The sequence below is a fragment of the Sporosarcina sp. NPDC096371 genome (assembly GCF_044762865.1).
GTDB lineage: Bacteria > Bacillota > Bacilli > Bacillales_A > Planococcaceae > Sporosarcina.
On the sequence record NZ_JBIWFE010000002.1, the window covers coordinates 456,096 to 471,704 of the forward strand.

11 protein-coding genes are annotated in these 15,609 nt (G+C 43.0%); 9 read left to right on the forward strand and 2 right to left on the reverse strand.

Going from position 1 to position 15,609, the window contains the following annotated elements:
- A partial coding sequence (locus ACIQ0H_RS08175) for a hypothetical protein (protein ID WP_403413191.1) occupies positions 1-315 on the reverse strand: 315 nt, incomplete at its 3' end.
- A 59-nt stretch (positions 316-374) separates the two neighbouring features.
- On the opposite strand from ACIQ0H_RS08175, the gene ACIQ0H_RS08180 reads away from it, so the two are divergent.
- The 9 genes from ACIQ0H_RS08180 to ACIQ0H_RS08220 all read left to right on the forward strand — a co-directional run bounded on the left by ACIQ0H_RS08180 (position 375) and on the right by ACIQ0H_RS08220 (position 13,799).
- Complete coding sequence (locus tag ACIQ0H_RS08180) at positions 375-1,289, forward strand: DMT family transporter (RefSeq protein WP_403413193.1); 915 nt, start codon at positions 375-377, stop codon at positions 1,287-1,289.
- 139 nt (positions 1,290-1,428) lie between these two features.
- Complete coding sequence (locus ACIQ0H_RS08185) at positions 1,429-3,618, forward strand: 5'-nucleotidase C-terminal domain-containing protein (RefSeq protein WP_403413195.1); 2,190 nt, start codon at positions 1,429-1,431, stop codon at positions 3,616-3,618.
- A gap of 274 nt (positions 3,619-3,892) precedes the next feature.
- Positions 3,893-5,440, forward strand: a complete 1,548-nt coding sequence (locus ACIQ0H_RS08190; protein WP_403413197.1) for an N-acetylmuramoyl-L-alanine amidase — start codon at positions 3,893-3,895, stop codon at positions 5,438-5,440.
- Between the two features lie 76 nt (positions 5,441-5,516).
- The gene (locus tag ACIQ0H_RS08195; protein WP_403413199.1) at positions 5,517-7,415 is read left to right on the forward strand and encodes a S8 family peptidase; all 1,899 of its coding nucleotides are present in this window, start codon (positions 5,517-5,519) and stop codon (positions 7,413-7,415) included.
- 251 nt (positions 7,416-7,666) lie between these two features.
- Positions 7,667-8,689, forward strand: coding sequence for a C40 family peptidase (locus ACIQ0H_RS08200; protein WP_403413201.1), 1,023 nt, complete (start codon positions 7,667-7,669; stop codon positions 8,687-8,689).
- A gap of 185 nt (positions 8,690-8,874) precedes the next feature.
- On the forward strand, positions 8,875-10,911 hold the full coding sequence (locus ACIQ0H_RS08205) for an S-layer homology domain-containing protein (RefSeq protein ID WP_403413202.1): 2,037 nt from the start codon (positions 8,875-8,877) through the stop codon (positions 10,909-10,911).
- 289 nt (positions 10,912-11,200) lie between these two features.
- Positions 11,201-12,847 (forward strand): T7SS effector LXG polymorphic toxin, encoded by a 1,647-nt coding sequence (locus tag ACIQ0H_RS08210; protein ID WP_403413204.1) that lies wholly within the window; start codon positions 11,201-11,203, stop codon positions 12,845-12,847.
- Between the two features lie 21 nt (positions 12,848-12,868).
- Positions 12,869-13,198: a hypothetical protein gene (locus tag ACIQ0H_RS08215; protein ID WP_403413206.1), complete on the forward strand. Its 330-nt coding sequence runs from the start codon at positions 12,869-12,871 to the stop codon at positions 13,196-13,198.
- Between the two features lie 118 nt (positions 13,199-13,316).
- A complete protein-coding gene (locus tag ACIQ0H_RS08220) occupies positions 13,317-13,799 on the forward strand; it encodes a DUF4274 domain-containing protein (protein ID WP_403413208.1) in 483 nt (160 codons plus the stop codon).
- Here the strand turns inward: ACIQ0H_RS08220 and ACIQ0H_RS08225 are convergent.
- Positions 13,739-15,328, reverse strand: coding sequence for a hypothetical protein (locus ACIQ0H_RS08225; RefSeq protein ID WP_403413210.1), 1,590 nt, complete (start codon positions 15,326-15,328; stop codon positions 13,739-13,741). The genes ACIQ0H_RS08220 and ACIQ0H_RS08225 overlap by 61 nt on opposite strands.
- Between the last annotated feature and the right edge of the window lie 281 nt (positions 15,329-15,609).

Genomic DNA, 15,609 nt, shown 5'->3' on the forward strand with positions numbered 1-15,609 from the left:
AAAGGAGAGTTCCTCGCGCGCAAAGGAGAGTTCCCCGCGCGCAAAGGAGAGTTCCCCGCGCGCAAAGGAGAGTCCCCCGCGCGCAAAGGAGAGTTCTCGGCGCGCAAAGGAGAGTTCCCCGCGCGCAAAGGAGAGTTCCCCGCGCGCAAAGGAGAGTTCCTCGCGCGCAAAGGAGAGTCCCCCGCGCGCAAAGGAGAGTTCTCGGCGCGCAAAGGAGAGTCCCCCGCGCGCAAAGGAGAGTTCACCGCGCGTAAAGGAGTGTTCCCCGAGCGCAAAGGAGAGTTCCCCACACGCAAAGCCAACCCACCTCCACAATTCCTTCAACTCCTGTATAATAAGTCCACACAACAAAGACACACTAGGAGGGATCCCTCATGAAAATGTGGAAAATATACATACTACTCACAACGGCAATGATTATATGGGGATTTAACCTGCCACTTCTCAAGTATCTACTGCTATACGTCGGACCCGTCACCATGACGACATTCCGAATCTTACTCGCAGGTGTCACTGTATTCATCATCTTATCGGCATTTAAACTCATTCGCCTGCCAACCCGCAAAGAATGGATATACATCACTGGCGGCGCACTGCTTAACGTCGTCCTGCATCACTATTTCCTAAACATGGGCCTTACACGCACGTCTGGTACAAACGCCGGACTCATATTGGGGACAGGCCCCGTTCTCACAGCTATCTCCGTATCACTTATTCTTCGCAACTACCCGTCCAAAATTCAATGGGTCGGTGTATTGCTTGGACTAGTCGGCGTTAGCTCAGTCGTCCTCGCGGGTGGAGGAATAGCGGGACTCGCACTTGGTGACATCTTTGTCTTTATCGCAATCCTCGTACAAGTACTATCATTCCTAGTCATCTCCAAAGCAGCCAGAACGCTCGACCCGCGTCTCATGACTGCTTACATGATGCTGATCGGTAGCGTACTATTATTCATCATCAGTCTTATCCAAGAACCCGGTGAAATCAAAGCATTCGCCGAAGTTCCGTCCATCTTCTGGCTCGGATTCGCGGCAAGCGGCATCATCGGTACTGCCGTAGGGCATATGCTTTACAATTACTCAGTTGGAAAAGTCGGTCCATCCAAAGCAGCCATATTCATTAACTTCAATACAATGTTTTCCTTGCTAGGTTCCGTTCTTTTCTTAGGTGAGGTCATCACGGCCCGCCATCTTATCGGACTCGTTTTCATTATTGCAGGCGTTATCCTTGGATCAGGGGCGGCGGAGGATCTATGGAAGAAAAGAAGGGGCAAGTATGATAAAACCTGACTGTTCATAGCGCCTAATCATCCAAATAGCATAATGGTGGGAATAGGAAACTTAACAAATATTTCGTAGTCTATTCCTGAAAAGTCTGTTAAGATTAATAATAACAAATTATTGTTTTATTTTTGAGGAGGATCATACTATGTCAAAGAAATTTCTAGTATCTTCAATTGCTACCGCAGCTGCCGTTTCGGTAATGGTGGCGCCAACATCAGCATCAGAACTATCATTTACGGACGTTTCTCAGAAGTATGAGAGTGCCGTTAATTTCCTTGTGGGTAATGATATTACGAGTGGTACTTCGGCGACTCAATTTGGAACAGATGCGAATATCACACGTGTAAATGCAGCTGTTTTGATTGCGAAAACACTTGGTTTTGACGAAGCTGGTAAGTACAAAAATGCTGGTTTTACAGACGTTCCGGATCGTGCAACTTGGGCAGTTAATGCATTAGTTGAAGCTAAGATCATGACTGGAAAATCGACGAAAAAGTTTGGTGCCTCCGAGAACTTGACACGTAACGAAGCTGCATTAATGATCTCGAATGCCGCAAAATTATCGATTGATACAAAACTGACAACAACTAAATTTACGGATGTAAATAAACGATTTGCACCTTATGTACAAGCGCTTGTGAACGAAGGAATCACACAAGGGAAATCAGTGACGAAATTTGGCGCAGATAGTCCTGTTAAACGCGGCGAGTTTGCTGTATTCCTCAATCGTGCAAAAGAAAAGTTTGATTTCCTTGATGTGATGGTTATGCATACGAATGACACGCATGGCTATGCAGAAAGATTCCCCTACATCGCAACAGCGGTTAAAGAGTTGCGTAAGGAAAACAAAAACAGCCTTCTACTTCACGCGGGGGACGCATTTTCAGGCGATCTTTATTTCAACGCATTTGAAGGACAAGCCGACCTTGCTCTCATGAACGAAATGGGCTATGACGCAATGACTTTTGGCAATCATGAATTCGACCTTGGTGCATCTAAAGAAGGACATTTGGCGCTTTCGAAATTTGTTAAAGGAGCAAAATTCCCATTCGTTTCGGCGAACGTTGATTTCTCAAAAGACAAACTATTCGACGGTCTGCAAACAAAATCTGTCGTACAGGATTATAAGGGCGGACATATTTATGATGGTGTTGTATTGGATATCAATGGACAATCTGTGGGTCTCTTCGGTTTAACGACAGAAGAAACACCATTCATCGCAAGTACAGGTGAGGTCCAATTTCTAAACTACATTGACCGTGCAAAAGCATCGGTTGCAGCATTTGAAAACATGGGTATCGATAAAATTATCGCCCTTACTCATATTGGATTCGACGATTCATTAACATACGACAACGATTTAGAACTTGCCAAACAAGTGAAAGGTATCGACGTTATCGTTGGCGGGCATACGCACTCTACATTGAAAGAGCCATATGTAGCCAAAGATCATGATGCGCCAACTATCATTCTGCAAGCAAATGAATACGGAAAAGCACTCGGTACATTGGATGTTTCGTTCAATCAATACGGAGAAATCTACGCACATGCTGGAAAGTTGATCAACACAGACACTTCTGCATCACCGGCTACAGAATTGAAACCTGATCCGGAAACAGCTAAAGTTCTAGCGCCATATGCCGAAAAAGTGAAAGCCATGAAAGAGGAATCAATTGGAAAAACAGCACTTTCTAACCTAGACGGTCGTCGTCAATCAGATGATGGCGGAGTATCAAGTGTTCGTTACAGTGAAACATCCCTTGGTAACTTAATGGCAGATGCTATGTTGGCAAAAGCACAAGAAATCCAACCGAAAACTTCAATTGCCCTGCAAAATGGCGGTGGTATCCGTGCATCAATTCCAGCTGGAGATATCACAGTCGGTAACGTCCTAAAAGCAATGCCATTCGGAAACGCGTTGGCGATTGTTCAACTTTCAGGAGCAGATTTGAAAGCGACACTAGAACACGGTATCTCTGCTGAAGTACGTGAAGGCGGCGGACTAAAAGAAAGCGGCGCTTTCCTACATGTTGCGGGTATGCAATACACGTATGATTCTAAAGCTGCAGTAGGCAAGCGCATCAAATCTGTAAAAGTTAAAAAAGGCGATAAGTATGAAGACATCGTTGACAGCGAAATGTATTTCGTTACAACAGCCAACTTCACAGCAAAAGGTGGAGATGGATTTGAAAAAATGAAGAAAGCATACGAAGAAGGTCGTGTCTCAGAGCCAGGATTTGTTGACTACGAAAACTTCATCAGCTACGTAAAAACACTAAAAACAGTAGATCCAAAAGTAGAAGGCCGCATCATCGACCTTGCTCTAACAAAATAATAACTAGAACAGCCAAGCCACCCCGCCAACCGGATCTATCCGGTCAGTGGGGTGGCTATTTTCGTAATCGCGAGGTTGGAAAATGAAATCGCTGGGTGTCCAACGACCACGTCAATGTCCAATGAAATCGTAAAATAGTCCAACTATAGCCCCACACTTCTCGCATCTGCAGCCATCCGGCATAAAATATCAATTTAGTTCGATAGAAAGATAGAGTTTTACAAAAATCTATTGTATTCTTATGAGTAGCATATGAAATTAGGAGGAAACAGTATTGAGGAAAGTAATAGCCATACTTTGTTTGTCGTTACTCGCGGTTATAGTGACTCCCTTTGGACAAGCGGCATCAGCAAATACAACATTTACGGACGTTGGTTCGACACATCGTGCACAGGCCGAAATCTATTATTTGGTGCAGGGTGGCATAACCAGCGGATCATCCGCTACAAAGTTTAGCCCTGATGTGCAAGTGACAAGGGAACAAGCAGCTGCAATGTTAGGCCGCTCACTTGGACTAAATGGAGAACGACAAAACACATCTTTCCCTGATGTTACCGTCAATAATTTCTCATCGGGCTATATTAAACAATTAGTAGACATGAAAATTATCTCCGGTTATCAGGATGGGAAATTCAATCCGACACGTACACTGAGCAGGGGCGAAATGGCTGTTTTGATCAGCAGAGCCTTTAAATACAATGCAAATTCAGTGAGTACAGCGTCATCCACATTGATGAAAAAAGGAATTGCACAAGGGGTTGCAGACGGTACGTTTGGGGAATCTCAAACGATTAAACGAGCAGACTTTGCAGTTTTTCTAACACGAAGCATTAATTCAGACTTCCGTACGGAACAAAAAGAAACATTCGACGTGAAAATGTTCGTCAACACGAAAGATTCGTCACCGTTAAATATGCGGACAGGCCCGAATACGTCCTATCCAACCGTCAGTAAATTAGCAACTGGCCAGGAAGTTCAATATGGCTATTCTGTTGGGGATTGGGCTTATGTCATGCATGGCGGCACAAAAGGATTTGTCCATACGAGTTATATCCAAATTGACAATCCGGTGTCAACCGAAAAACCAGTTGAACCAAAACCACCAGAAGAAACAGCACCACCGGAAACGACACCACCAGAACCAACACCTCCCCCAGTGACACCGCCGACAGTTCCAGGCAAAAAAGCCTTAAATGAACTGGTTGTGATCATTGACCCTGGGCATGGTGGTAAAGATGGTGGCTCAGCAGGTTATGGCATATCAGAAAAAAATGTTGCATTGAGTATCGGTACAAAAATGAATGCCTATTATGCGAAAACCCCAATTCAATCCAAAATGACACGTTCAGGTGATTACTTTGTAGAATTAGCGGATCGTACGAAGTTTGCGGCAGAGAATAATGGAGACATTTTCATGTCTATCCATACAAATGCCTTTACGGGTTCCGCAAATGGAACAGAAACGTATTATTACGCGCCTAGGACAGCATCTGTGCCGAATCCGAACGTACAACAATCACGCGCTTTAGCGATCTACACACAGAGTCGGATGTTGGAAGCGTGGAACTTAACAGACCGCAAAGTAAAAACACAGCTTTTCTATGTGAATCGCTGGAATACATTGCCGTCAATACTTGCGGAAGTCGGATTCATTGATAACAAAAAAGACAATGATGTGATGAGGACTGATGCAGGTCAAGAAAAAATGGCGAAGGCTTTATTCCTTGCATCACTAGATTACTATTATCACTTTGAAAATCGCCAAGACGTTTTACCGTTATACGATACGGTAAGTGCGAAGCCAAGTAAGAAGCTACATTGATTAATTCCCCTACTTAGTCATTGACTAGCTAGGGGTTTTTTCATAAGAAACTACTTTTGAAAAATGGGGGATAGCCATGAAAAAAACAATTTTTGCATGCTTGCTGGCACTTTTTATAGTTCTACCGCTACCCGTACACGCAGATGATAAAACCGATTATTTGTTATCCGCTTCAAAAAGTGAATTAGCAGAGATTCAAGAAAAGTTCCCTCATTTTACGCGCGTGTTTGACCTGCTATCGATGATGGAAATTCCTTTAACAGCATCAGAACGACGCCAACTTGAAAAGAATTATCCCGATGTGCAAGTATTTCCAATCAATACCTATAAAGCAACAGCACTCACAGATAGCATTCCCAAGCAATTTAGCATGCTAAAAGCAACACCAGATCTGACGACGCCTTACACAGGAAAAGGTGTAAAAGTCGCGCTCATTGATAGTGGAATTGATGTCAGTCATCCAGATTTGAAAGTGGCAGGTGGCATTTGTACCTTACCCAAAGAAGATTGTGCGATAGGGACACCTTATGACGACGACTTTGGACACGGTACCCATGTTGCCGGCATTATAGCAGGGCAGAACAAAATGGGCATCGCACCCAATGTCGAGTTATATGCCATTAAGACAATCGATAAACACGATGTTGGCCGTACGACAGACATTATTGCCGGCGTCGAATGGGCCATTAAGAATGATATCGAGATTTTGAATATGAGCATCACTACAAATCGGGATGACCCGGCACTAAAATTGATGCTCGAAAAGGCTTACCAAAAGGGAATGATTTTAGTAGCTGCAGCGGGTAATGAAGAAATCGGCAATAAAATCGATGCAGTTCAATACCCAGCAAAATATCCAACCGTCATTGCTGTATCTGCCATTACACCCGACAAAAGGCATCTATTCGAATCCTCCATTGGACCAGAAGTGGAATTGGCTGCACCCGGAAGTGGCATCATCAGTACATTTCCGAAGCAATTAGATGATGATGGCGAACAGGATGGCTATAAGGAAATGTCTGGCACATCGATGGCTTCCCCCCACGTCACGGGAATCATTGCACTGCTTAAAGAACGTTTTCCAGACATCAGTAACACCAAGTTGAGGGCTATTTTAGCCAACGCAGCTGAAGATATTGGCGAGTCTGGACGTGACAAAGAATTTGGATACGGCCTAGTGCAATACCCAGTCGTCATCAATGAAAAACCGGCGTTATCGCATTACGTGGATCGCGGCAAGATTACAATTGAACTGTCAAATGCCGATGACACAACAGAACGAAAATTGATGATAGGCGATCATGAAATAAAAGAGCTATCGCCGGGGAAATGGGAATTATACCGCTTCGCCGGTACACATATAATCGACGTAACCTTCACAAATAGCAGCAGGACAACTGGATCAGATCAACTCGTTATCCCCGTGAAAGGGATTCAATACAAGGATGTCAATTCAGATAAATGGTATGCAGGGCAAATTGCGTATTTAGCGCACAATAAAAAAATCCAAGGCTATTTGGACCAAACATTCCGCCCCGATCAACTGATTTCTCGCGCAGAAGCAGTTGCCTTAGTCGGGAGAGTACTCGATTTAAATGGGGAACAACGAACAGGCATTTTCAAAGACGTTTCCCCAAGTAACTTTGCATCTGGCTATATACAATCTGCCGTTGAAGAGGGCCTCGTCGCTGGCTTCGAGGATGGCACATTTAGACCGAATGACGCCGTCACACGTGCTGAAATGTCATTATTGTTACAAAGCGCATTTCACTTACAAGCAAATGTCTCCAAGCCATCGGATTTTTCGGATGTCACAAGTAATCTAGCAAGTTATGAAGCCATTCTCGCACTGACACAAGCCAAAATCGTGCAGGGCTATCCAGATGGTACCTTCAAACCGCAACACCCTATGACACGGGCGACATTTAGCGTATTCTTGGCAGGTGCAGAACGACCAGACTTGTTCCAGCAATAACGGTTCTTTAGTTGGAGAATGCAGACAAATTTGGATGTATAAATGTAAAAATGTGTTTGATTTGAATTAAATACCAGCCCAATCCTTTATGAATTTATAAGGGTTGGGCTTTTTATTATCCTCGTAATTCCTTTGTAATCATATTGTAAAGTAAAATCGTTCTATTCTATGGTATTGTTATTAATGTGTTCGAGAGAGAAAGAAATATAACAAATACATAAAATGTTAAGAGAGAAAATAAGAGGTGGAAAATGAGAAACAAGTTTATCATGGCAGTGATAGTAGCCTTACTATTCACAATGTCTCCATTTACGAAAGTGCAACAAGCAAGTGCGGCAACGCCAAATGACATCACTACATACGCAAAGAAATATCTAGGTGTCCCATATGTATTCGGTGGAACAACGACTTCTGGATTCGACTGCTCGGGTTTTATCCGTTTCGTTTTTCAACACTTTGACATCGACTTACCACGTACATCAGCTGAACAATACAAGTCAGGAACAGCTGTTGCCAAAAGTGATTTGCAACCTGGCGACATCGTATTCTTTTCAGGTACCTATAAAAGTGGTATTTCACATTCAGGGATTTACCTTGGAAATGATCAATTCATTTCCGCGGAAAACAAAGGCGTTGCTATCGCGAATTTGAAAACGAATTCCTATTGGTCTTCCAAATATACGGGTGCTAGAAGGCTTCCAACTGCCCCAGCTAAACCAGTAACAAATAGTGAATTTAAGGACGTAGATTCAGCACACCCAGCATTCCAAGCCATTGTCAATCTGAATACAAACGGCATTATTAGTGGATTCCCGAATAAGGAATTCCGCCCAGACGCACAGGTCAATCGTGGACAAGCTGCCGCAATGATTAACCGTGTATTGAAATTAGAAACGAAAAGCAACGCAATCTTTACAGATGTTGGCACAACGCATTCATTCGCAAAAGACATCGCTGCCATGAACGAAGCTGGCATTCTAGCAGGTTATGAGAATGGACGATTCGGTGTAGAGGATCCCTTAACAAAAGCACAGCTAGCTGTCATCTTGGAGCGTGCATTTAAAATGGTAGAAGCAACAGAAGATCTAGTGAAAACAGCTTCCCTATATACAGACGTACCTTCTACATACTGGGCATATGATTCCATTGTTGCGCTAAAAGTGTTGGATAAAACATCCCTTTTCCAAACAAAGAATTTCTCAATCACAGCCAATGCAACACGTGCTGAATTCTCAGCAGCATTATATAGCGCTATGCCAACTAAATCTAAATAACCATCACACGAAAGGAGCCGATTCTGAATTAAACCAGAACGGCTCCTTTTAACTTGCTTCAGTTGAAGCGAAATTGATTAATTCTGTATTCTTGTAGAAGAAACTGGTAGAGTAAGAGAGTAGGGGCAACCTAGAGAAATACATCCAATTATCTATCAAAAAAAGTGAGGAAGTGGAATGGGACAATGAAAAAGAAATTGATGGTAATGCTCATGTTCTTGCTAGTTCTAACGGCAAGTGTATCGGGCATTACCGCAAGCGCGGACGAGCTAACAGGTCGTTCGCTTGAAAAAGAAATGCGGGAAATGATCGACAAAGGCATATTGAGTGGCTACGAAGATGGTTCATTCAAACCGACAGAAAACGTAACACGTGCGCAATTTGCAGCATTTGTTGCAAGAGCACTTAAACTACCAGATGCAACCGGTAGTTTCAAAGATGTATCCAACTCATCGAAGCTAGCAGCAACGATTTATAAAGTGAACAGCGCTGGCTTGATGAAAGGCTATGCGGATAACACGTTTAAGCCAAATGACTTGATCACGCGTGAACAAGTGGCTATTACTATGGAAAACGTTCTCAAGTATTCTAAAAAGCCATTAGTAGAAAAGCGAGTAGAGTTTACGGATAAAGGCGAATTCGGATCATCAGGTAGTATCCGTTCCGTATTTTACAATGCCAACTACAATATTATCAGCGGAATTCCAAATGCAAACGGCACATTCCGTTTCGAACCGAAATCCAATGCGACGCGCGAGCAAGCAGCGGCTTTCATTTCACGGTTTTTAAATGCAGAAGAGGTAGTTGCACCGCCAGTTACCCCACCAGTCACTCCACCAGTCACACCGCCGGTTACACCACCAGTCGTAGACAGTGGGTTCAAGCTTGCAACGATTGAAAACGGTAAATTGGTCAAGGACGCAAAAGCATATAATACCTATGCAGACGCGGTAGTAGCGTACAATGCGACTACAAAATTCGAAGCCATTTATCATGGCGATGAAATCGTTCAAGTAAAGTCAGGCATCGCATACGGCAATAACACAGTGTCGGGTAAAACAGGCACTGCCGTGACAATCGTCTACGCTGAACCTGAATTCAAAACGCAATTGACGTATATGGAATATGGGCGGGAAATGCGCTATATCGAATCGAATGACAAATCGGTAAAAGTACAAGCAGGTGGTTCAATTGGCTATGTCAAACATAGTGAAGTCGATTTCATTCCACTGAAGCTCATTACGGATCGTGAATATTACATGGCGGCAGCAGACGGAACGCTGAATCACTCCACGGTGAATCATGCAGCTGGTTCGAAAAAGCTTGGCGTCTATCCAGTAGGACCTGCACCATCCTTTATGACACCGAACGTTCCTTATTACAGCTATGACGGCGTACATTTCTCAAACGCTCAAGGAACACTACAAGGCGTGGACTATCAGTATTTCCAGTTCCTATCCGTGCGCTCGAAAACAAACTATACGGCAGAGGATCTGGATCGCTACATTCAATATCGATTGACAGAAGTAACATCTAAATACCCAACAGCTTTACAAACGTCGAAGTTAATCGGCCTTGGGAAGTACATCAAGCAGATGGAAGAACAGTACAATGTCAATGCATTATTCGTTTTGGGTGCAGCACTTCACGAAAGTGACTCCGGCATGAGTGTCAATGCGCAGACAAAGAACAACTTATTTGGTATTTCAGTCTATGATAGCAGCCCAGACCAGGGTCAAAAATATGCGAAACCTGAAGACAGTATTACTGCTTTCGTCACGACTTATGTTAATGCAAGATACTTGGCACAAGAAGGTGGCTACGCGAAAGGTGCCGTACCGGGTAATAAATCAACAGGCATCAATGTCCATTACGCATCAGATCCCAACTGGGGTTCGAAAATCGCAGGCTATATGTGGCGTGCCGATAAATATCTAGGCAGTAAAGATATCAATAAGCAGCAGCGAGCTATGACTGTTTACAGTAGCACGATTAATGTCAGAACTGAACCCAATACAAGCTCTAGCAAACTATTCTCGTACAAGTCGAAAAACTTGGGCGTGAACGATGCTTTCGGCTATCCGCTAGTTATTATTGGTGAAGAAATGGGAACAGATGGCTACTTGTGGTATAACGTTTTATCTGACATGTACCCATATGAATCCGGCTGGATCCGAGAAAAAGACGGCAATTCACTTCTCATTAAGAAAATCGAAAAGTGATCGCAAAACGAAACCCCTACTCCACGTCTGAGTAGGGGTTTTCGTCTATTACTGTTTATGTGTGGGTTCAGAATTAATTCAGAATGCAGTGGGAACCTAGTACCTTTATGATTAATCTAATGAAAGGTATTTTGACTGGTAGTACTCATACATTAGTCATGGTTTTACTAAACCCGTGCACCTCTTCTGAATCATTTTAAAACAATAAGGAAACTTCCTAGGTATAGCCTTCGTACAAAATAATGAAGGGATATTTTACCTTTTTACAATTTCGGAAGAGGCGATATATATGAAAATACTAGACGTCCATCCGTTCCAGGATGGACTCCGCCGGAACATCGCGATGCTTGACCGTCTTGGAAACGAAATGAGGTTAATACAACGCTCAATTGAAGGTCTTGTTGCGATGGAAGATTCGCTAACAGGTGAAGGTGGACATGCAATCCGCGCATTTTACGCAGAATGCCATTTGCCATTCTTTCAATTTTTCATGATGTTTAAAGACCGCTACACAACGGTTCTAAAGCAGATGGAGTTAGCCCTTGATGCACTCGAACCAGATCCCTCGGGCTACATTCGGGAGCACTTCCTAGAAGTAGAAATCGAACAAGGACTACAGTCTATTGCGAGACTGACGGAAAGTTTGACAGACGAAGCGAACAGCATCATGAATGAGGTTGCTGATATTGTCGGGCTACCACATCTAGATGATAGCGAAGTACAGTACGGCGTGCGTAATGCTACAATTAAGCGTAACGATACCATTATGCAACTATATGAGTTTGACACGACCCAAGTTGCTGCGCTGACGCCGATAGGGCAGGATCTTCAAATTATGGAAAGATGGCTTGAGGATATTGAAGGCATCTTCCGAGTAGGACTAACTGACATCCACTTCAAATCAGACCAGTGGTCCGCAATTTCACATAACAGTGGATTAAAAACAGCTATTGAACAACAGAATAACCCGCCTGTTGGGTGTATTGGAAACGACGTTCCAGACGAATTGATAGGAACGGAAATCACACCTGAGACCTTCTTAGCACTTGCGGGAAAAAGGAAAGAAACAGTCGAGCGGGGGATCTACGGAAATTACAACCTGTTAAAATTCCACGTATATGAAAATGGCCTAATCATTAAAGAATACCAACTGGGGACAAGCAAGCCGATTCAATATGAAGTGGTTAAAGAAGTGGAAGAAGAATTTGATGACGGTGGTGCCCGTGAACTCGATAGTTATTTTGAAGAGACGCCCCTTGCATTCGTGGATTATATAAACCCTAAGACATACCTCAAAAAAGGGGCGAAAAAGATGGTACTTGCATTTCTTCCTGGTGCCAAGCCATCTAAGTATAAAGGTGAAATTTATGTTAAGAAGGATACGACAGTTGAGGATGTGTCTAAGGGTACAGGTAATGGTATGGATAATGGTAATAAGAAAACCAGCCAGCCAAGGACAGCAGAGCAAATAATATCAGATAGAACTAAGGGATTGGATATAAATCCACATCCTATTCAGCAAAAACAATTAAGTGCTAAAAAGATGAAAGAACTGAGAGGGAAAATAGAGAATAGGACTATTACAAAAGCTGAGTATGAGCAATATATATGGAATAAAAAATTTGCAAAACATAGGGCTTCAGGTGTAACCGATTTCTGGTATCAAGAACGTCAAAGAATATTAAATAACGAAACTCCAACAAGAGACTGGAATCAAGAACAAATAAATGATATTTTGAATGGTAAGAAACCTAAAGTAGATGGAGAAATAGTACAAGGGCACCATTCCTACAGTGCTTCACAATATCCGCACTTAGCGAATAAAGGGGAAATTATATATCCAGCTACACCAAACGAGCATTTCAAAGGTTGGCATGGAGGTAATTGGAAAAATAGTCTGCCAGGTAAACCAATTAATCCTATTGATGATTATTAATTCATGGAGGGAGACATTTAAATGGCTAAAATGAATATACAAATAGAAAAAGATACTAATGAGGTCAAGTACATTTCTATTTTAAGAAAAAATACTAATAAGAGTATATCTGAAATAAAAGAATTACTGAATAATAATGATTTCATCTTATCGTATAATCTATTAGAAATTGATGAATTGTTGGAAATGAAAAAGATAGTAAGTTTATTATTAGAGGCTGGTGCTAAAGTTCACATATTTGAAGAGAATAGAGAAGTTAGCATTGAGTTTTTAGATAATCTTATAGAATCTCATTTAGATACAGAAAGGTATCTGGAAGAAGTTGATGAGCAAATGTTTAATGAGGATTAATACAGCTATTTTGGTATATTCGAGGACAATGAAAGTTCTTTTTAGAAAAATAATATAAAATGATAAATCAAATGGTGGGCATATTAAGCTGGATGTATTCGAAGAATATAGTAAGATATTGCTTTATGATGAGGATAAAGATAATGCAATTAGTCAGATAGGTAAAATTGATAACCCTTTTTATCTTCACTTTATTGCAGCAAATTACAATTGGAATAACGGTTTTGATGTACCTAAAGTACTCCTAGAAAATAAAAGTTGTGATTTAGGAACTGGATTATTAATGTTTCATAATGCAGATGGATATAGAATGTTAGAAAGTCCAGAGGAGGTTTCGGCTTCTACGTTGGAAGAATGGAAGGATTTCTTATTAAAACTTTATCATAAACTTCAGCATTTGGAGTTTAAGTCACAGTATATTTCATTCGACCCAGAATTAACAAAGATTCAAAAATTTAAGCTGAAAATAGGTAACCCAGACATTCCAGATATTCTAATGAATAAGTCCCCCACTCAACCCAGAGTGGGGGTTTCATCTCACTATTTATCCATCAACACCCGAACCTTCTCAATCAACTCAATACCCTCACTTGTCAAGTAACCAAGCTTCGCTTCGATCATCTGATCGAAATACACATTCCTGCCCAACTGAAGCTCTTCCAGCAACTTCTGTGTTTCTAACAAATCGAGCAAAGTAAGCTGCGGATAATCATCGCCAGAGAAAGTCCCATCCGGTCGCGCTTGGTACCATAAATCCCCGTTTTCGCGAACCCACCCACCATCTGCTTGTCCGAATGCCTCAATCCCTGCTATCACATCGCGCGCAGTCGTTAAATACTTTTCATCGCCAGTATCCTGATAAGCCGTCAACAAAATCTTCAACCCGCCAAGCTCGTGATTCAACGAAGCATGCGTCAAAGCCGTTTCCGGATCTTCATCAAAATAATCGACGATCAAGTAGCCGTCGCCAGCTTCAATCATTTCACCAGCTTCTACGCGGGACAATAAGTAATCCGCATAGACCGGCACATACAACCTAGCATCCGTCACACCCTCGGGGAACTGTCGTGCAGTCTTGTCCAAGAACAACGACACATACTCGTTATAACGCGTATCCACATAAGGGGCACGCACGCCGTAAGCATTACTCAACCAAGTGCTCGTATATTCCGACGGCCAACGCGTGCCTTCAAACTCCTCGATATAATAAAGAAGATTGATGCGCGAGTTTAACACCATAGACTCAAAAAACAAGGATTGCGACTTGCCGTACCACTCCAATGCCACATCATCCTCAATGCGCCCAATAACGCGGCCGTAGCCCATCTTCGTACCAGGATCAATGGAAAACGGCAACTTCGTGAAAGGCCCATCCATCGTCAACCAATTCAATTGCGTTGTCTGATTATGTAACGCAAAATCCACATAGGCATTCTCTTCATCGGCAGAAGTGAAAAGGGGAGCCTGTGCGATCATAGTCCATGATTCTGCAATGTCGCCAGTCCCAACTTTCGCTGATTGCGAAATACGATTCCCCTTCATGTCCACTTCGCGGAATTCCTTCGCCAACTCCCGCACCTTGCTGACTTTACCGCGCTCATACGTCTTCACCAACGGCTTCGACACATACACGTTTCCAACAATCAATTCAAGAGCTCCATCCCCATTGGATACCGTCACCCGCCCAAACGGATTCACAGTAGGATCTTGTCCAAAGACATCGTGATACGGATGCTCAACAATTTGTGGATTCCAACTTGTATCGGTAACATCCGCATCATCCGGCAACACAAATGCTGTCTCCACCTCATAGGCGAACCGTCCCTCATTTTCCAGTCGATCAAACAAGAAAACCGTGCCATTGCCAAGCGTCCGTTCCGTAATGGAATAGCGCCCAGCAGCCGTCCCCAAAAACGTCACATCAAATTCTCGAATGACATCCACCGTATTCTCCATCTCACGTATTCGTTCACCCGAAAACTTCACTTTGATCACAGAAGGCGTTGTCACAGAAACGGAATAATCCTCCCGATCGTACACAACCGTCTCTCGATCCGTGAAATAAAACCAAGCACCCGCGCAAGCAACTAATGCGACACACAAAAATATGCGAACAACTAACTTCTTCAATCAGCTTCACTCCTAAAATCAAACCCATTTATCTCTATCAAACAATAACAACCTACAAGCATAATAGCATAAAGCGGAGTGTCCAACCAAATGGGTGTAGTGTCCAACAAAATCGCAAAAGCGTCCAACCAAGGACGAAGCACGCAAAGAGAGAACTCCCGCGCGCAAAGAGAGTTCACCCGCGCGCAAAGAGAGTTCACCCGCGCGCAAAGAGAGAACTCCCGCGCGCAAAGAGAGAACTCCCGCGCGCAAAGAGAGAACTCCCGCGCGCAAAGAGAGAT

Excerpts from the sequence above, each read along its gene's own strand:
- ACIQ0H_RS08180 (WP_403413193.1), top strand. The coding sequence starts at position 375 with ATGAAAATGTGGAAAATATACATACTACTCACAACGGCAATGATTATA.
- ACIQ0H_RS08185 (WP_403413195.1), top strand. The coding sequence starts at position 1,429 with ATGTCAAAGAAATTTCTAGTATCTTCAATTGCTACCGCAGCTGCCGTT.
- ACIQ0H_RS08195 (WP_403413199.1), top strand. The coding sequence starts at position 5,517 with ATGAAAAAAACAATTTTTGCATGCTTGCTGGCACTTTTTATAGTTCTA.
- ACIQ0H_RS08200 (WP_403413201.1), top strand. The coding sequence starts at position 7,667 with ATGAGAAACAAGTTTATCATGGCAGTGATAGTAGCCTTACTATTCACA.
- ACIQ0H_RS08205 (WP_403413202.1), top strand. The coding sequence starts at position 8,875 with ATGAAAAAGAAATTGATGGTAATGCTCATGTTCTTGCTAGTTCTAACG.
- ACIQ0H_RS08210 (WP_403413204.1), top strand. The coding sequence starts at position 11,201 with ATGAAAATACTAGACGTCCATCCGTTCCAGGATGGACTCCGCCGGAAC.
- ACIQ0H_RS08215 (WP_403413206.1), top strand. The coding sequence starts at position 12,869 with ATGGCTAAAATGAATATACAAATAGAAAAAGATACTAATGAGGTCAAG.